Below are 20,426 nucleotides of genomic sequence, written 5' to 3'. Positions count from 1 at the left end.
TATTTGAAGAAATTAATATTATCGTTTTTATTGGCTACATTCTGTCTAAATATTTCAGGATGTTCTAATAATATGGCTACACTAGGGGATAACTCTAAACCTTCAACACCTGTGAAGGTTAAATGCATCAACAAAGTGTGGTACAAAAAACATATGTTATGTAATAGTTTAAAGAAACTTTAAATAGTTGATGATAAAGGGGAATCGGCTTGAAAATGGACCTAGCGTTATAAATCCGCATTTTCCTGACTGTACCCCATGCCCATCAAGCTAAGATTTTGAGATACCCCCCATAACGAAATTTTTACCTTTTTACAGTTATTTATGAGAATTCAGCTCATTTTTTCGTTTTGGGAACAATCAATTTCTTAAGTTGATGAGTATGGGGTACCGCCAGCATTTCGGAAAAAAACCACGCTAAGAGTATGCAAGATTTTATTCAGTTTTTCGGCTAATCCAGTAACAAACGAGAACCCTAAAACCCACGTCAGGATAGAGATGTATAAAAAATTAATAGAGTCATAGAAAAAGAAAAAAGCGGATTCCTAGTAAGAGTAGGGATCCGTCTTTTTCTTGCTACTGATAATAAGTGATCATGTTAATTAGAAATGTATGCGATATTCATAAAATCCGGACTGTTCAATTTGTTATGATTAAAAAACTATAGTTGAAATTCTTTCTTTATAATCTGAGCTACTTCTGTAGCGTTTATATTCGTATTATTGATTCTTATATAATTTTCCTCTGTAATTTCTCCTTCTTTTGAATTCAATCTAAAACTTTCAAATGTGCTTAATAAATTCTGTTCAGATTGTTCAATATTTCTTTTCGTCGGTTTATGTTCAAGTCGATTAGGTGTTTTATTTCGTTGAAGTCTTTCTTCTACATCAGCTTCTAGTTCAACAAAATAAATATCAACTCCTTGAGAACGAAAAATATTACATATGCTTTCAACATCATCCCAATCTTTCTTTTCATCAAATGCCCATACGTATGTAAAAATCATTCCATAATGGTCACTTTTTGAAAATGATTGAAATATTTCTTTTCGAAAAAGATGTGTTAATCGCCACATTTCTGGAGAGAATCCATATAATGGCTCCAATAAATCAATGGTCATATGATTATGAAATAATTTTAAATCAGTTATCTTTGCTAGTTCTTGTCCAACTGTCATTTTCCCAACTGCTTGTGGCCCAAATATCAAAACAAACTTTTTCATCGAATCCCCTCCAAAGAATACTAAGATATCAATTTCAAAACAAAAGATTCTGTAAATGTATCATAATCAAGATGCTTTGTAGAATTTATATAATTTTTTTGTTCTTTGTATTTATAAAAACAGTTGTCTTCCAATAACGAAAATTATGTAAATAAGCTGTCCATATGGACAGCTTATTGTTTTTTTACTTAGCGGGGTAGCACCACATCTCCATCAAGCTAAGGTTTTGATGTCCCCCACAATGATAAAAATAAACTTGGTTGCCATAAAAAACATAATGCTTTCATTCTGAAAGCATTATAGAAGCTTAACCTAATGATTATATAGCAGGTACTGATTATTTCCTTTATGTCAATTAGTTAATGGAGTAACTAAATTTCTTGAATCATTTCCACTCTGTTTCCGAATGGGTCTCTAAACTCAAAACGTTCAAAACCAGGTATAGGTACTCCTTTAATTATCTGAATGTCATTTTGTTCTAACACATTTCTCCAGTACGATATATCCTCTACTTGATATGCTATATGGGCTTTTGTTTTTAATCGGTCAAAATCATCCTCTGTACCTATATGTACTTCTCTATCTCCGACTTTTAACCAAAATCCTCCACGCCCCTTTAGTGATTCGGGCTTTTCCTTCTCAGGTATACCGAGAATTTCGCAATAAAATTTTTTTCCCTCTAGTTCGGCACCTTTTGGAATAGTTATCTGAGCGTGATGTAAACCAAGAATCATAAAATCCTCTCCCATTATCAATTGAATTTGTATTGTTTTTCTCCTATAACCAAATATTTTTTTAAAACTTCTAAATACTCTCTTATTTTACAACACCAAATACAATAAACGGAATATTTATTAATTATAATGATTGATAAGTATTACCTATATGGGTAGCATCACATCGCCATCAAGCTAAAAAATTGTATCCATAAAACGAAAAAAACGCTATTCTTTTTGTAGAAATATACAGAAAGGGTGGCGTTTTTGGTATGAGTTTATCGATTTCTGATGAATTACAGCAACATATGTCACCACATGCTCTGAATCAGTTAGCTAGAAAAATCGGATTTGTTCAACGAAAAAGTAAATATCGTGCACAAGACTTAGTGGCTTTATGTGTTTGGCTAAGCCAAAATATAGCTCATACTTCATTGACACAATTATGTAGTCGATTAGACGCTAACACAGGCATTTCCATGAGTCCGGAAGGACTCAATCAACGCTTTAATTCTCGGGCTGTACAGTTTTTACAACAAATATTAGCACATTTACTTCACCAACAATTTTGTTCTTCTAGTAAGATTCCAACTTTGTATACAAACTATTTTCGTAGTATTCGTGTATTGGATTCTACACATTTTCAGGTTCCAGATAAATTTGCTTCTACATATCAAGGTTCAGGAGGTAGTGGTCATAGTGCTGGTGTGAAAATTCAATTAGAGTACGATTTGCTTAGTGGTCAATTTTTACATGTTCATGTAGGTTCGGGAAAGCAAAATGATAAAATTTATGGTTCTACTTGTTTAACGTCCCTTCAACCGAACGATGTATGTATACGTGATCTAGGATATTTCGATTTAAGAGATCTACATACGATAGAAGAGTGTAATGCTTATTTTATTTCAAGATTAAAGCTCAATACACTTATATATCAGAAGAATAAAGAGCCCGAATACTTTCAAAATGGAACAATAAAAAAGCACTCTGAGTACATCCAATTAGATATGGAGCAATTCATTGACCAATTACAGTCAGGTGAAACATATGAAATTCCTGAGATTTATATTGGAATGTATCAAAAGCTTCCTGCAAGACTAATTATGTATAAATTAACTGATACGCAAATGAAACGTAGACAAAAGGATTTGGCGGCTAAAGAAAACAAGAAGCAAATCACCTATAAAGAACGTAGCAAGCGGCTTAGTGCAATTAACTTTTACATTACGAATATTCCTTCGGAATATCTGCCAAAGGAACGGGTATACGATTTTTACTCCTTACGATGGCAAATTGAATTAATATTTAAAACATGGAAATCATTTTTTCGTATTCATCACTGTAATTCTGTAAAATTAGAACGACTAGAATGTCATTTATATGGACAATTAATTAGTATCCTTCTTTGCTCCTCCACCATGTTTCAAATGCGCCAATTACTCCTCATCAAGAAGAAACGAGAATTAAGTGAATATAAAGCAATTTATATCATAAAAGATTATTTTCTACTTATTTATCAATCTTTACAAAAAGACAGCCCAGACTTAACAAAGATATTGTTTCGTCTGTTCAAACTCTTACAGAAAAATGGACGAAAATCCCATAGGTATGAGAAGAAAACAGTATTTGATATCTTAGGCGTCGTATATAACTTTTCTATGTCTCACAATCATGTAGCGTAATCCAAAAAATTGAATCCCATAAGGTTTATTTGGTATGCAAATCTTTAAAGAACTTACACTGGATCTTTAGAAAAAAGAAAAATCTCACGTGAAATTAAACTTATATAAGCTTAGCTTGATGGTGATGTGGCGAGACCCCTAACAGAGTTCATCAAAATTAGTCAGAGAAAGTTCACCACGTTGGTGATTATTGAACATGTTTGTTTACTTTTTAGCAAAAACATTGGTTTAAAGCCTCTTTCTCCTCCCAAAAAAGATAACATACCGAAAAGTTCACCACTATTTTCACCATACCTTTCACCTCGTGAGTGAAACCTTCTAAAAAATATCACCACAAGTTTCATTATAACTATCACCAGGTTTTTCACTTTAGATATGATTATTTCGAACTTCCCCCTACAAACTTCAAATTTTGTCTAGAGAAATTTGAAGTTTCATTGGTAGAACTTCAAATTCAGCGTTTGTACAGTCAACATTCTTATGAACTATGATGAAGACGAGATGCAAAACAAAGGGGGAATTACTTTGAAGTTTCAAGAGTTTTTAGTGACGTTTCATCTATCACGAGGGAAAATGCAACAAGTTATATATGAGGAGAGTTGGTCTATTTTACGAAACAGACTAAGACACGATATTGCCGATGCAAACATTCACTACATAAAAATTGATGGAACGATCATTTTCACGCATCACATCAAGTCATTTGACATAAAGAGAGTATAAACAAAAGAGAGGTAATTTTTTACCTCTCTTTTGTTGTATATATTTCTTTCGAATATCGGTTTCATAACTAAAGAATTGTTGTCGATAATTCTTTAGTTTCTTTTTTTGACTACTATAAGAGCTAATATTATAATCAAATTGCATCAGACGAAAAACATTGATATAACAACAATATACCGCTGATGTATTACAATTAAACAATAGCTCTTTTTTGAGATAGAAGGGAGTTTAAAAAAGAATGAATATCCAAGATTTATTGGCTTCACTACCACCGGAACACAAACATGCTTTATCGTGGTTTGTCGAGCATGCAGGAGAAGAAGGAGTTCCGCATACTCCAAAAGTGAATGGAATACCAATCGTATCACCAGGTCAAGGAATTTTTAAACCAAAAAACAGTGATTACGTTCTTTCTGTTAAAGAAACTTTAAAAGAAAAGTACCCCGATCAAGAACCTGTTATTATGCCAGACGGTTCGTGGTACTACGCCTACCACCAGAGAGGCGACGATTCTGTTACCACACGAGATACTCTATTTGATAATCGTGCTTTAACGCTTAATATGAAGAATTCAATTCCTGTTGGTGTGGTTCTCGAACAATCCCCCGAAGGACGAAAAAAACGTTATAAGATTAACATTGCACTGCCTGTTGCTTGGGTTAATGGCTTTTTTATTCTTGCTGGTCCATCCCCGACAGGTAAAATCTCTGAAATGACTAGTTCTCCTGGAGAGATGTTGGCACACATTGTAATGGTAAATGAAAATCGATCAGTTAAGGATTTTGATCCACAATCGATTACCGATGAACGTAGAAGATCACTTCGTCTAATTGTTCAACGCCAAGGACAACCTGCATTCAGAAAGGATTTATTGAATGCTTATGAATGTCGTTGTCCGATATCTGGATGTAATGTAGAACAAGCACTTGAGGCAGCCCATATATTTCCTTACACTGGCCCTGATACTAACTGTGTTCAAAACGGCGCACCTCTTAGAGCAGACCTTCACACTCTCTGGGACCGTGGATATATTTATGTTGATTCTGCAAACATGACAGTTGTTGTTCACCCTAACTTACTATCAAGTCATTACGGTAAGTATCATGGAACCAGTTTCGATTTACCGAATGATCCAAATAATCACCCTTCAAAATTAGCACTAGATGCACACCGTGATTTTTGCGGATTTTAGTCTATGGTAAGAGAAAATAATAGGAGCAAAAGAGGTCATTCATTGAAATGGGAAGGAAGGCCGTTAAATAATGAAAAAAAGACCACCAATGGCTGCAACCTATGGAGGTCTGAGTAATAAACAACTAACTAAAAATTATACCTTTCCGTTTGTTATACTGCAAGGAGCGGCACTATAAATAACAAAGTAAAAAGAAACTGAAAATTGTTTAGAAATTAACGATATCCACCTCAAGCAAAAAGACAGGATCATAGTATCCTGTCTTTTTTTATTTTGATAAGTGTCATAACTTAATAGTTTTGACTATATTTTGACACTGTTAATATATCAATGGTCCATCGGTGTCAAAACATGGTATCATAAATGAAGTTAAAAAGGAGAAATGAACAATGACTAAATATGGGTATGCAAGAGTAAGTACAATCGCTCAGGATCTAACTGTACAAATTGAGGACTTGAAGAAAGAAAGTTGCGAGATAATCTTTGAAGAAAAATTCACAGGTACGAAAACAGACAGGCCAGGGTTTAGTAAACTGATAAATAAATTACAAGAAGGCGATACGCTTGTAGTGACTAAACTTGATAGATTAGCCCGTAACACAAAAGAAGGCATTGAAGTCATAGAAAATCTATTTGAAAAAGGTGTAAAGGTCCATGTCCTAAATGTAGGATTGTTGGAAAATACGACAATGGGAAGATTCTTTCTTACAACATTGTTAGCGGTAGCAGAAATGGAAAGAAATCTAATCGTAGAGCGTACACAAGAAGGTAAAGCAATCGCCAAGCAGCGTGACGACTTCAGAGAAGGTAGACCAAAGAAATTCAGAAAGAAACAAATAGAACACGCTTTGCAACTGCTTGATACACATTCATATACTCAAGTAGAGGAAATTACAGGTATAAGCAAGAGTACGCTAATCAGAGCGAAAAGAAAGTTAATAAAGGAGAAAACATGTACGAACTAACAATAGGACTAGCATATGATGATTTATTGATTTTAGAAGAAAAATACAGATACGATTTTGTGATTTTTAACTATCAACATTATGATTGGAATAGAGAAACCTTTGTACTTCGAACAATTAAAGAAGGCAAAGGTAAGGGTAATGTACTAATTGATTTAATTCACGAATCTAATATTAGTGCAATTCGTATTAATTTACACGGTGATTGTCATTTTCATATATTTAAGTACCAAGATTTCGAAAAGGTTAAACAAATTGAAATAACCGAGAACATTTCTTTAGAGAAAATAAAAAACACATCAAATGTTGAATACTATGTAAATTTAAAGGGGCAAAAGTATAAACCTAATAATGGTGAACCATTTAAAGATTCTGATTGTATACAGCTACCTGTTGTTAAATATCTATTATTGACTCAATATCACGAATCTGTTGTAAATATGAATAGCACTGAGTTGGCACCTATATTCGATTTACAGAGAGAACATATCTGGCATAATAACAGGTATTCGAATTATAATGATACCTCTAATCTAGATGTAGATAATAAAATAGTAGGTCATGAACTAGATCTTTCTACACCGTGGGGGAAAGTTAAAGAAATTGTTAAAGAAAATAAAGAAGTTTGGAGAGAAAAGAAAGATGAAAAATATAATCAAGTTTTAGAATTACATCGATCTCAAAAATACATTCCCATTCGATAATGAAGAGAAGATATTCGCCTCTATATTGAACAAATAATCTTCTCTTCATGATAATCTAATTAACGTACGAAATCCGCAAAGTGACTGCAGCTCTCCTAAACAAATATAAAAAGAGACTTCTGTATTAGAAGTCTCTTTTTATATAGGGTATTCCATTGACTTAATGTAATAGTAACAAAACATTGTGTATCACATGTAAATATTTATTGATTTTTTGTAAAAATGAGGTATTCCACTAGTTCTCACATTTGGATTAGGATAATCGCATTTTGTTGGTGCTACCCCATCGCTATCAAGCTAATAAAAAGAAATGCCCCCAAAACGAAAATTTCATCTTTTCATATGTGTCCATGAGAATTTAGTTCATTTTTTTCGTTTTGGGGAACATTTAATTTCTTAAGTTGATAACGATGTGGTGAGCCCCCTCATAGCAAAAAATACAAGAATCTACTACCATCCATGTTCTTCTTCATATATTCGCACCAAAACCCAATAATCTATATGAAAATAGACAGATTTGATTAGTAACTAGAATAATGTCGTATTTATCAGAATTTTGTATTTTTTTGTTGTTTTATCTTGTTATTAATGTTAAACTTATACTCACAAAGAAAGAGATTAAAGAGGAACCTTAATTGAATTAATTTTCTGATTTTTCAGTCTTCTGTGATTTTCCTCCACTCCGTTTGATTGGCATGTTTGTGTATTGCTTCTCTACTCTTTCTTTGTTGTACCCTTCAGAAGAAAACAATTTGTTCCTATCCAAGTTGTTTTCTTCATTAATATAAAAATAGCAAATTTGTTATTTTTATATTAATGAAGAAAATATTTTGAATTACTCACCACTTAACGGCCTAATGGGCTATTTGAAGTGGGAAATTCCTAAGTACAGGAAACTATCGGTTTCTAATCCATTAAGCTATTCCCGTAGTTCCTACGGTTAAGAGACGACTGCACCCAATGGCTTTAGCAATTTATCGCTTATTTAGATAGATACAAAACTTCTATACCTTATTTACCAACATGGGATGTACCTCGCTTTCTTGCATGATGCCTTCATTATATACGCCTACCAACATTCATTTCCCACCTGAAATTAGTGTTTCGTATATTCAAATTTCCGAGGAAAGGAGCTTCTGTTGAAAAGAGATAAAAAGGAGCTCAATTTTCATCACTACTCATCTCCCATTTCCAAATAAAAAGTCTAATCACCGTATAATTTGTAGAATTCTCGTACTTTTTTCTAATACATTTAATAAGGGGGAATGTGGCATGATTTTCACAGGATTCTTCATTAATCTATCTATTTTTGCTTTCTTAGTTAGTTCAGCTATTTTTATCCAAGTATTTATAAGGAAAATGGATTCCAAATCAATCAAGTTATTTGGAGGCATATTTGCAGGCATCATAGCTGCTATTTTGATGATTTTTAATTTTAAGCACATGGGATTGTTTTATGACCTTCGAGCGGTTCCTCTTATAATGTCGTTTATTTATTTTGGTCGTAGAGCCGGCTCGATTACATTAATGTTTATTTTATTTATGCGTATTTTATTTATGCGTATTTTTTACCTTGACGGTGATTGGGTACCTGCCTTGATAGCTGCCTTAGGAATAGCTACTATATATACCATATTTCAAACATATCTCAAAAATATCCATGCTTTTAAAAGTATCTTTCTTTATCTAGCTGTTTATATAGCTATAATCCATTTGGTATTTGGATTCTTTTTTCCTTCTATACCACTTATACTTCTTGACATCCAAGGTACGTTATTTATATCGTGCGGACTCTTGATTGGTGTTTTTCTCATAGAATCCTATCAAAATTTATATAGCTTAACACAAAATTTAGCTAAAGCGAATGAAACATTACTAGAATCAAAGCGAGAATTAAAGGATACCGTACATCAACTGCAAGGAGGTATTTTCAAATTTAAAAAAGTGAGTGGGAATTTTATTCATACTCTGTGTGATGGACAATTATTTTATCAACATGGGTTTCACTCTCAGCAAGTGGTGGGTAAAAGTTTACCTACTATAGATTCTTCCATCATTCCATTCCATTTAATTCCTCGACTACTAAAATATTATCAACAGGCATGGGATGGCGAGGAAGTAACTTTCGAACTACCATGGCCAAATGATGAGACTATTATACTTTTCTCCCTTAGGCCTGTTAAAAGAGAGGGAAAAGTGATTGAAGTAGTTGGTTCTACTGTTGATATAACACAGAGAATAAATGCGGAAAATGAGTTAAAGGTAACTAAGGAACGATTAGAATCATTTATTAATCATAACGTAGATGCTATCACTATATTTGATTTAGATGGTCATATGTTGCAAGCGAATAAAGCCTATGAGAGGATATTTGGTTGGTCAGAAAAAGAATCTATGGGAAAAAAATTACCTTGCGTACCTGAATTTTTAATAGATCAAACTTTGGAATATATAAACCACATTAAAAATACCAATATGAAAGACCCAATTATAACCTGTTTAGAAACTGTTAGACAAAAAAAAGATAAAACTCTTATTGATGTAAGCCTGACGATTTCACCTATTCTAGATTTTAGGGGTAATGTAATTGCTTTATCAGGAATTTGTAGAGACATTTCTGAAAGGAAACAAGCAGAAAGAGAACTGCATCAATTACACCAGCAATTAAGTGACAGTGAAATGAAATACCGTGCACTCATCGAACAAGCAACTGATGCAGTATATGTAGTGGAGCTGAATGAGGATCAATCTCCAACTTGCTTTATCGAAGTAAATCCTGTTGCGTGTGAAAGATTTGGATATAGTAGAGAAGAGCTTCTTTCGATGGTATTTCCTAGTAACGTTCCGCCAGATTCTCCAATGGTCCAAAGAATCATAGAAAAAATTAGAGAAGGGCAAACTGCTTTTACATTACAAGATGAATTTGTTTTTCCTAAAGGAAAGACCCTGACAATTGAATTTTCTGTTCGTGTGTTTAACTTGAATGGCAAAAAAGTTTTCTTGAGTATCTCTCGAGACATCACCGAACGGCTAAAAACAGAGGAATTATTACGAAAATCGGAGAAACTTGCTGTAGTAGGTCAATTATCCACTGCAATTGCTCATGAAATTAAAAATCCTTTAACAGCAATGAAAGGATTCATGCAGTTATTAAAATCAATGGAAAATAAGAGCACTGAGCATTATATAGATATAGTTTCATCAGAGATTGAACGTATAGATAGTATTACTAATGAATTTATGACATTAGCAAAACCCGAGGCATTAGAAATCAAAACTAATGACCTGAATGTATTAATGAAGCAAATTGTAATGTTACTTGAACCTCAAGCGACAATGAATTGCATACAAATTAAAACTGAGTTTACATCTGATACTTCATTCATACTTTGTGAATGTAATCAATTAAAGCAAGCTTTTATAAATATCTTAAAAAATGCAATTGAGGCAACTTCAATGGGAGGGGAAATCTTGATTCAAATCGAATATGTGCCTGATCAAAACCATGTAAACATTCGATTTACTGATTATGGGTGTGGAATTGAACAGGAACGTATACCTTACCTAGGAGAACCATTTTATAGTATCAAAGAAAATGGCATAGGTTTAGGATTAATGATCTGTTATAAAATTATTGAGAAGCACCAAGGAAAGATATTGATTGAAAGTGAAGTAGGTAAAGGAACAACAGTTAATATAAATCTTCCTATATCTACTCTCGAAAAAGAAAACTCTTATTCAACTTCTTAGATATATCCTAGAATCATGAAGTATAGTTATACAGTTAATAAAATTTCCCCCTTTAGATTTAAGTATAGGAGCACGTATTAAATTTCTAGCTGATGGTGTATTGAATGAAAGTAAACATAAAAAAACAATTGATTTTGAAGTAAACCGAAGATTAATCATCTTAATAAGATGATTAATCTTTTTTATAAAAACTTAAGGAATATAAAATTAAAACCCACACATTTTGATCAAACTTTTTTCAAAATGTGTGGGTTTCCTCTATTTATAAAATCAATATTTGCAGCAAGGCTTTGATCAGACTATAATTCAAACCAACATAACCAGTCTTTTTATCTCTTTCGTTGACGAGCAAATACGAATCCACCTAAAGCCACCAACAACATTCCAGCAATATATGAAATCATATCCATTGATGTTCCACCTGTTTTAGGAAGCCATACTGATTTCTCAGCATTTTCTTTAGTAGGTAGAACTTTTGACTCGCTATTTTTGTCTGTATTTATGTTTGGATCTGTACCTGGATCTTTCGGATCTGCACTTGGTTCTTTTGGACTTTCCTTGACTTTTATATTCGTGATGTCATAACCTTGAACCTCAGATTTATATCCAGCCACTGGTTGTTCTTTTACTTCATACTTGTATGCCTTACCTTCTGCATCGTAAGCTTGTAGTTTTTCAAACGTGTACTTCCAATTTGTTGCTTTACTTACTTCTTTCGTGTCAATTACTTGACCGTTTTGTAGTAAATCTACTTTGATTGTGCTTGGACGATCTGTTGCGTTGTTATCGTTCCACGTTTTTGTTCCTTCTACTTTCGTTTCGCCCACTTTTGTATTCGTGATGTCATAACCGTTTACTTTGGATTTATATCCTTCAACTGCTTGTTCTTTCACTTCATACTTGTATGCCTTACCTTCTACATCGTAAGCTTGTAGTTTTTCAAACGTGTACTTCCAGTCACTCGCTGCTGTTACTTCTTTTGTGTCAATTACTTGACCGTTTTGTAGTAAGTCTACTTTGATTGTACTTGGACGATCTGTTGCGTTATCGTCGTTCCATGTTTTCGTTCCTTCTACTTTTGTTTTGCCTACTTTTGTATTTGTGATGTCATAACCATTGACTTTTGATTCATATCCAGCTACTGGCTGTTCTTTCACTTCATACTTGTATGCCTTACCTTCTGCATCATACGCTGCTAAATCTTTGAATTCGTATTTCCAATCTGTTGCTTTGCTTACTTCTTGCGTCGCAATTACTGTACCATTTTGTAAAAGGTCTACTTTAATCATTTCCGGACGATCTTTCGCGTTATCGTCTTTCCATGTTTTCGTTCCTTCTACTTTTGTTTTTCCTACTTTTGTATTTGTGATGTCATAACCATTGACTTTTGATTCATATCCAGCTACTGGCTGTTCTTTCACTTCATACTTGTATGCTACTCCGTTTGCATCGTATGCTTGTAGTTTTTCAAACGTATACTTCCAGTTTGTTGCCGCTGTTACTTCTTTTGTATCTACTACTTTACCGTTTTGTAGTAAATCTACTTTGATTGTGCTTGGACGATCTGTTGCGTTGTTATCGTTCCACGTTTTTGTTCCTTCTACTTTCGTTTCGCCTACTTTTGTATTTGTAATGTCAGTACCATTTACTTTGGATTCATATCCGGCTACTGCTTGTTCTTTTACTTCATACTTGTATGCCTTACCTTCTGCATCGTAAGCTTGAAGTTTGTCAAACGTATACTTCCAGTTTGTTGCCGCTGTTACTTCTTTTGTATCTACTACTTTACCATTTTGTAGTAAGTCTACTTTGATTGTGCTTGGACGATCTGTTGCGTTGTTATCGTTCCAAGTCTTTGTTCCTTCTACTTTTGTTTCGCCTACTTTTGTATTTGTAATGTCATAACCGTGTACGTCAGATTGGTATCCCGCTACCGGCTGTTCCTTCACTTCATACTTGTACGCTACTCCATTTGCGTCATATGCTTCTACATCCGCAAATGCATATTTCCAGTTTGTTGCCGCTGTTACTTCTTTTGTATCTACTACTTTACCGTTTTGTAGTAAGTCTACTTTGATTGTGCTTGGACGATCTGTTGCGTTGTTATCGTTCCATGTTTTTGTTCCTTCTACTGTCAATTTCGCTACTTTTGTATTCGTGATGTCAATACCACTTACTTTGGATTCATATCCGGCTACTGGCTGTTCTTTCACTTCATACTTGTACGCTACTCCATTTTCATCGTATGCTTGGAGCTTTTCAAACGTATACTTCCAGTTTGTTTCTGCTGTTACTTCTTTTGTATCTACTACTTTACCGTTTTGTAAAAGATCTACTTTAATTATTTCCGGACGATCTTTCGCGTTATCGTCGTTCCATGTTTTCGTTCCTTCTACTTTTGTTTCGCCTACTTTTGTATTTGTGATGTCAGTACCGTTTACTTTGGATTCATATCCGGCTACTGGTTGTTCTTTCACTTCATACTTGTATGCTACTCCGTTTGCATCGTATGCTGCTAAATCTTTGAATTCGTATTTCCAGTCTGTTACTTTGCTTACTTCTTGCGTCGCAATCACTGTACCATTTTGTAAAAGGTCTACTTTAACCATTTCTGGACGATCTTTCGCGTTATCGTCGTTCCATGTCTTCGTTCCTTCTACTGTTGTTTTGCCTACTTTTGTATTTGTGATGTCAGTACCATTTACTTTTGATTCATATCCAGCTACTGGCTGCTCTTTCACTTCATACTTGTATGCTACTCCGTTTGCATCGTATGCTTGGAGCTTTTCAAATGTGTACTTCCATTCTGTTGCCGTTGTTACTTCTTTTGTGTCTACTACTTTACCGTTTTGTAAAAGATCTACTTTGATCATTTCCGGACGATCTTTCGCGTTATCGTCGTTCCATGTTTTCGTTCCTTCTACTTTTGTTTCGCCTACTTTTGTATTTGTAATGTCATAACCATGAACCTCAGACTTATATCCATCTACCGGTTGTTCTTTCACTGTATAGATGTAAGCTACTCCGTTTGTATCGTATGCTTGAAGTTTTTCAAATGTATACTTCCAGTTCGTTGCCGCTGTTACTTCTTTTGTGTCTACTACTTTACCGTTTTGTAGTAAATCTACTTTAACTGAGCTTGGGCGATCTGTTGCGTTGTTATCGTTCCAAGTCTTTGTTCCTTCTACTTTCGTTTCGCCTACTTTTGTATTCGTAATGTCATAACCGCTTACGCTAGATTGATATCCCACTACTGGTTGTTCTTTCACTTCATACTGATAAGCTACTCCATTCGCATCGTATGCTTCTAAATCTGCGAATATATATTTCCAACCCATCATTGCTAGTACGTCTTGTGTTTTGATCACGTTTCCGTTTTGTAGTAAGTCTACTTTGATCATCGCTGGACGGTCTATTGCATTTCCGTCCTTCCACGCTTTTGTTCCTTCTACTGTTGTTTGTGCTACTTTTGTATTTGTAATGTCATAACCATGAACCTCAGATTTATATCCATCTACTGGTTTTTCTTTTACTTCATACTTGTACGCATTACCTTCGGCATCATATGCCGCTAAGTCTGTAAACGCATATTTCCATTCACCAGCTGCGCTCACTTCTTTTGTTGCGATCACCTTGCCATTTTGTAGTAAATTAACCTTGATCATTTCCGGACGATTTGTTGCGTTTCCATCCTTCCACGTCTTTGTTCCTTCTACTGTTGTTTGTGCTACTTTTGTATTTGTAATGTCATAACCATGAACCTCAGATTTATATCCATCTACTGGTTTTTCTTTTACTTCATACTTGTACGCATTACCTTCGGCATCATATGCCGCTAAGTCTGTAAACGCATATTTCCATTCACCAGCTGCGCTCACTTCTTTTGTTGCGATCACCTTGCCATTTTGTAGTAAATCAACCTTGATCATTTCCGGACGATTTGTTGCGTTTCCGTCCTTCCACGTTTTTGTTCCTTCTACTGTTGTTTGCGCTACTTTTGTATTTGTAATGTCATAACCTTTTACTTCGGATTTGTATCCATCCACCGGTTTTTCTTTCACTTCATACTTATACGCATTACCTTCGGCATCATATGCCGCTAAGTCTTTGAATCCATATTTCCAACCTGTTGCTTCACTTACTTCTTGTGTCGCAACTACTTGGCCATTTTGTAGTAAGTCTACTTGGATCGTTGTCGGACGATTTGTTGCGTTTCCGTCCTTCCACGTTTTTGTTCCTTCTACTGTTGTTTGCGCTACTTTTGTATTTGTAATGTCATAACCTTTTACTTCGGATTTGTATCCATCCACCGGTTGTTCTTTTACTGTATAGATGTAAACTACTCCGTCTGTATCGTATGTTGGGATTTTTTCAAATGTATACTTCCAGTTTGTTGCCGCTGTCACTTCTTTTGTATCTATTACTTTACCGTTTTGTAGTAAATCTACTTTAACTGAGCTTGGGCGATTTGTTGCGTTGTTATCGTTCCAAGTCTTTGTTCCTTCTACTTTCGTTTCGCCTACTTTTGTATTCGTAATGTCATAACCGCTCACGCTAGATTGATATCCCACTACTGGTTGTTCTTTCACTTCATACTGATAAGCTACTCCATTCGCATCGTATGCTTCTAAATCTGCAAATATATATTTCCAACCCATTATTGCTAGTACGTCTTGTGTTTTGATCAAGTTTCCGTTTTGTAGTAAGTCTACTTTGATCATTGCCGGACGGTCTATTGCATTTCCGTCTTTCCACGTCTTCGTTCCTTCTACTGTCATTTTCGCTACTTTTGTATTTGTAATATTGTAGCCATTTACTTCCGTTTTGTATCCCGCTACCGGTTTTTCTTTCACTGTATACGTGTAAGCAACACCGTTCGCATCATATTGTGCTAAGTCTGCAAATGTATAATTCCAATTGCTTGCTGCTGTTACTTCTTGTGTTTGGATTACGTTTCCATTTTGCAATAAGTCCACTTGGATTGAGCTTGGACGATCTGTCGCATTGTTGTCATTCCAAGTTTTCGTTCCTGAAACAGATGTTTTTGCATCTTTTGTATTCGTAATGTTGTAACCACTCACTTCGGATTTGTATCCCGCTACCGGTTGCTCTTTTACTGTATACGTATAAGCAACACCATTTGCATCGTATTGTGCTAGATCTGCAAATGTATAGTTCCAACCAGTTGCCTCTGTTACGTCTTGTGTTTGGATTACGTTTCCGTTTTGTAGTAAATCTACTTTGATTGAGCTTGGACGATCCAGTGATGCGTTATCCTTCCAAGTTTTTGTTCCTTCTACTGTTGTTTTGCCTACTTTTGTATTTGTGATGTCATAACCGTTTACTTCCGATTTGTATCCCGCTATCGGTTGTTCCTTCACTGTATACGTATAGGCAACACCATTCGCATCATATGATTCTAAATTTGTAAATGTATATTTCCAACCATTTACCGCTGTTACGTCCTGTGTCTCGATTACATTACCATTTTGTAGTAAGTCTACTTGGATCGTTGCCGGACGGTCTGTTGCATTTCCGTCTTTCCACGTCTTCGTTCCTTCTACTGTCATTTTCGCTACTTTTGTATTTGTAATATTGTAGCCATTTACTTCCGATTTATATCCTACTACCGGTTTTTCTTTCACTGTATAAGTATAAGCAACACCATTTGCATCATATTGTGCTAGGTCTGCAAATGTATAATTCCAACCGTTTGCTGCTGTGACGTCTTGTGTTTGAATTACATTTCCATTTTGCAATAAGTCTACTTGGATCGAGCTTGGACGATCTGTTGCCTTGTTGTCATTCCAAGTTTTTGTTCCTGAAACAGATGTTTTTGCATCTTTTGTATTCGTAATGTTGTATCCATTTACTTCCGATTTGTATCCTGCTACTGGTTTTTCTTTTACTGTATACGTATAAGCATTACCATCATTATCATATGCAGGTAGATCTGCAAACGTATAGTTCCAGTTATTCGCTGCTGTTACATCTTGTGTTTTGATTGAATTTCCATTTTGCAGTAACTCTACTTGGATTGAGCTTGGACGATCTGTTGCCTTGTTGTCATTCCAAGTTTTCGTTCCTGAAACAGATGTCATTTTCACTTTATTCGGAATAGTAAGCTTTACGCCTTTTTCAGCATTTGCATCAATTGTAAAAGGCACTTTTACTTGAGGATCGAAATCCAAATAGTTTGGACCTGCAATCTCCTGTACATAGTAATTACCTGGGTCTAAATCTGGGACCTCCACCATACCTTGTCCATCCGTTATATACGTACCGCCTATTTGCTGACCTGACCCTGTATATAAGTTAAATGAAACATTCGGTATAAATTTCATCTCATCTCCGGCAATGTGCTTCACGATTCTTAACGTTCCTTTAGGAGGCAAATCGCCTTGTGCACCGCCGCCCTGATCTATATTTTTAACACTGGCACTACCCGACGTTGATACAGGATTTTCATTCGTAATCTTGTAATCAACCGTATATTGATTATCAAAATATGGTTGACTCTTTCCACTTGCAGTTATAGTAGATGTATAGGAGAAAGCAAAAGTAATACCACTTGCCTTATCCTTATTAATCACAACTTTAAACGCGTTATCACCGATAAAAGTAACCGTTCCATAACCTTGGGCTTCAAATTCTTGAGGTGGCATTGGAGCGGCAAATCCTCCAATACGGAAACTATCTTGATTAAGTGTTTGTCCCGGCCCCAAAGTATCTGTCAAAACAATATCTGTATCTACATTTTGCTTTGCACCATTTATATTTAACCACCAATTTACTATATTGGTATCTTCAGGTTTAATACTGCCCCCTTTAGAGTGAAATGTTCCAGGGCTACTCCCCCCATTATTAGTTGGACCGGTAATCGTTACTTTTTGAGCCTCTAAATTTGTACCTAGATCTGTATTGATTATTTTCTTTTCCCCCGCTGCTACATCCTGAGTCGCTTCAACTTGAAAATAGAAATCCCCTCTAACATTTAGAAGTTTCTCAGCTACATCACTAAATGTACATACCACATTAGTTGTATTTATTTGACAAGTACCAAAATTTTGCCCTTGCTCATTATTCAATGGAATCGTTCCTTTGAATCCTTTTAATTCCGGGGGCAACGTTAATGCTAATGTGTCTCCCGTTTTTATTTTCAATCCAGGTTTTTCACTAAAATTAACGCGTATTTTCGTCTGTTCACCGACACCTAGTTCCGTTTTATCGAATATAAAACTATCAACTAGTCCTGTTTTATTTAATTCTTGTGCACTTGCTATTATGGATGTGAAACTCTGACCTATAGTAAATATAAAAATCATTAAAATCGAAAAAATCGAGGTTACTCTCTTTATCATGTCATTCTCCTATCAATTATAATTAGATGGCTCCTAATATGAATATGAAATGACAATGACTTAATAGGTTGATGGCATTTTTCTCTTTTAATTGTTATACACTTAAAAACTTGAAAACAGATTTCTATAAACGATCCCTCTGTTCTCTATTAAACTTCATTTTTTCTAATGTAACATTAAATTCACCAAGTTTAATGTTTACAAGTTTAACAATTATTGATATTATTGTAACTGGCGAAGTTACGTTTTTTTCATCACCCCTATAAAATCTTGGGATTTTATATCATATCTACCATCTTATGTTGAGCATAAATCTCTGATTAATAATGTTTTCATTTCAATGCTATTAGTTTATTCATATTATTTTCCATTGTTTTCAGATTCATAACATCAATATGTCCAAATTTGATAGCACCTTTTTAATGATTCACACCTTTATTTACCAGAATCTTTTTCCCCCTCCTATAGGCATTTTTTTCATGCTCTCATCCGTAATATAGGACCTTTTGGATACCAAAGATAGTTTTTGTAACTTTTGTAATTGATTTTGTAATTAAAGAAACCAAACATAAATTAATACCTCTTTTGGGATAAACTTCTTATTTTATACTTCCTCCTACATACACCGAAACATCATCCCTAAATGCTTGTTCTAAATCTCTACCTAATTCTTGATTCATTCAGTAAAAATATAAAATCACAAACAATTTTGTTTATCCATATACCTCTTGGAAATCATTTCTCAGATTTGTAATTAGATAGTCTTATACTTTGTAAAAGAGTGAATAGCAACGTTCACCAATTTGGGTTAGCTTATGCATTTAGAATCTTAATCACAATCTACATGACTTGTAAACTTCATGGTTACATCTCGCTATTCCAAGTCTTCAATTAAATCCTCAGCTTGATGACTAGATTCATAATTACTTGTAGTTGCTTACTTCTTTATTTGTATGAAACTAAATTTTTCGTTGCTAGGTTGAAACAACGATCTCAATTTCCTTTACAAATATTTGTAATAAGTGTGCAATTAATTGATTAAGGTTTCATAAGAATAACAGAATGCTTACACTCTACTTTTACCAAATAATCACATCTCAGTCACCTCGCTATCAATTTATAATGCTCGATATAATATATAAAATAAAACAAAGAAAGAGTAGTAAGCGTAAATATGAATCAGACGAAAATTAAACTGAATTTTCAGTCTTTTTTGTTTGAAGGAGGATATTTTCAGCTACTCTTTCTTTGTATTTTGAGTTTAGCACTAAATATAAAGTATAACAAGACAAAAAAATGCAAAATTCCCATAAATTCGACATTTTTTTCACAAAAAAATAATACTGATCCTTAATTAGTAGAGATCAGCCGAAATACGCTGTACTTTCATAATTAGCTTTTAGGTAAGAATCCCCTCCACCAATAAAGCCAATTTCCTGTACGTTAAGGAAATTGGCTTATTAATGTAATTCATTGGTTATGTTTGTTTTTTTGAACGCTGAAATAATAGCCATAAAAGTATTTTTATCTCTTCTTGACTTATACAATGGAGAAATAAATTATAGAAAAATTCAAACAAACGTTTGTTTAAAACATTTTGGCGATGAGGAGCATGTAAGGCGACCCCTAAAACAAAAAAGAAAACAACTTGTATAAAAACAGGTTGTTTTCTTTTATAGGGTAAAACAAAGAAAGAGCGGAAAAGCAATACTCAAACTTATGAATCTAATGGAGTAAACTAACAAATAAGACTAAAGATTCAGAAAATTTAATCGCTAAGGGTTTTTGTGTACTCTTTCTTTGTTGTTATGAGTATAACATTAAAAATTTGATGAATCAACAAAAAATTACATAATTCTTATATTTTCGACATTTTCCGCAAAATGATGCTGGTTGTTAATTAGTGTGGGTTACCACACATCTCCATGGTTCTGATGCAATGATTGCATCTATTTGAAAGAGGTATATAGATTCCTAATGGAATCTATTCTTATGCAGCCATTCCGAATAGTTGATGGATATGTGGCGGTACCCCACATCCATCAACTTAAGGATTCAGACTATTCTTGAAGTTGAAAGTACGTTACTATTCTCTTATGTTAATGAGAAAG

The 20,426-nt window shown here is 34.3% G+C and carries 9 protein-coding genes; 6 read left to right on the top strand and 3 right to left on the bottom strand.

Translation table 11 applies throughout. The features are described 5' to 3' along the window. Positions 1-661 precede the first annotated feature (661 nt). Together MR109_RS23200 and MR109_RS23195 are read right to left on the bottom strand one after the other, a co-directional pair. Complete coding sequence (locus MR109_RS23200; protein ID WP_090814191.1) at positions 662-1,222, bottom strand: AAA family ATPase; 561 nt, start codon at positions 1,220-1,222, stop codon at positions 662-664. A 371-nt stretch (positions 1,223-1,593) separates the two neighbouring features. After that, the gene (locus tag MR109_RS23195; RefSeq protein WP_242274016.1) at positions 1,594-1,956 is read right to left on the bottom strand and encodes a VOC family protein; all 363 of its coding nucleotides are present in this window, start codon (positions 1,954-1,956) and stop codon (positions 1,594-1,596) included. 254 nt (positions 1,957-2,210) lie between these two features. Between MR109_RS23195 and MR109_RS23190 the strand changes: the two genes are divergently transcribed. From MR109_RS23190 to MR109_RS23165, 6 genes are all read left to right on the top strand, one after another. Further along, on the top strand, positions 2,211-3,620 hold the full coding sequence (locus MR109_RS23190) for an IS4 family transposase (protein ID WP_242274015.1): 1,410 nt from the start codon (positions 2,211-2,213) through the stop codon (positions 3,618-3,620). Positions 3,621-4,145: 525 nt separating this feature from the next. Next, the gene (locus MR109_RS23185; RefSeq protein WP_025147471.1) at positions 4,146-4,343 is read left to right on the top strand and encodes a hypothetical protein; all 198 of its coding nucleotides are present in this window, start codon (positions 4,146-4,148) and stop codon (positions 4,341-4,343) included. A 238-nt stretch (positions 4,344-4,581) separates the two neighbouring features. Then, the gene (locus MR109_RS23180; RefSeq protein WP_025147470.1) at positions 4,582-5,535 is read left to right on the top strand and encodes an HNH endonuclease; all 954 of its coding nucleotides are present in this window, start codon (positions 4,582-4,584) and stop codon (positions 5,533-5,535) included. Positions 5,536-5,924: 389 nt separating this feature from the next. Next, positions 5,925-6,500 (top strand): recombinase family protein, encoded by a 576-nt coding sequence (locus tag MR109_RS23175; RefSeq protein ID WP_242274014.1) that lies wholly within the window; start codon positions 5,925-5,927, stop codon positions 6,498-6,500. Further along, positions 6,488-7,204 carry a hypothetical protein gene (locus tag MR109_RS23170; RefSeq protein ID WP_242274013.1) on the top strand — a complete coding sequence of 239 codons (717 nt, stop codon included), beginning with the start codon at positions 6,488-6,490 and terminating at the stop codon, positions 7,202-7,204. Before MR109_RS23175 ends, MR109_RS23170 begins: the two co-directional genes overlap by 13 nt. 1,272 nt (positions 7,205-8,476) lie before the next feature. Then, a complete protein-coding gene (locus tag MR109_RS23165) occupies positions 8,477-10,954 on the top strand; it encodes a PAS domain S-box protein (RefSeq protein ID WP_242274012.1) in 2,478 nt (825 codons plus the stop codon). A gap of 329 nt (positions 10,955-11,283) precedes the next feature. Here MR109_RS23165 and MR109_RS23160 read toward each other — a convergent pair whose 3' ends face one another. Then, positions 11,284-18,315, bottom strand: coding sequence for a Cna B-type domain-containing protein (locus MR109_RS23160; protein WP_242274011.1), 7,032 nt, complete (start codon positions 18,313-18,315; stop codon positions 11,284-11,286). Between the last annotated feature and the right edge of the window lie 2,111 nt (positions 18,316-20,426).

It is taken from the genome of Bacillus cereus group sp. BfR-BA-01310 (genome assembly GCF_022664325.1).
Lineage (GTDB): Bacteria > Bacillota > Bacilli > Bacillales > Bacillaceae_G > Bacillus_A > Bacillus_A paramycoides.
This window is presented reverse-complemented; position numbering and strand designations above follow the sequence as displayed.

Excerpts from the sequence above, each read along its gene's own strand:
- MR109_RS23200 (WP_090814191.1), bottom strand. The coding sequence starts at position 1,222 with ATGAAAAAGTTTGTTTTGATATTTGGGCCACAAGCAGTTGGGAAAATG.
- MR109_RS23195 (WP_242274016.1), bottom strand. The coding sequence starts at position 1,956 with ATGATTCTTGGTTTACATCACGCTCAGATAACTATTCCAAAAGGTGCC.
- MR109_RS23190 (WP_242274015.1), top strand. The coding sequence starts at position 2,211 with ATGAGTTTATCGATTTCTGATGAATTACAGCAACATATGTCACCACAT.
- MR109_RS23180 (WP_025147470.1), top strand. The coding sequence starts at position 4,582 with ATGAATATCCAAGATTTATTGGCTTCACTACCACCGGAACACAAACAT.
- MR109_RS23175 (WP_242274014.1), top strand. The coding sequence starts at position 5,925 with ATGACTAAATATGGGTATGCAAGAGTAAGTACAATCGCTCAGGATCTA.
- MR109_RS23170 (WP_242274013.1), top strand. The coding sequence starts at position 6,488 with ATGTACGAACTAACAATAGGACTAGCATATGATGATTTATTGATTTTA.
- MR109_RS23165 (WP_242274012.1), top strand. The coding sequence starts at position 8,477 with ATGATTTTCACAGGATTCTTCATTAATCTATCTATTTTTGCTTTCTTA.
- MR109_RS23160 (WP_242274011.1), bottom strand. The coding sequence starts at position 18,315 with ATGATAAAGAGAGTAACCTCGATTTTTTCGATTTTAATGATTTTTATA.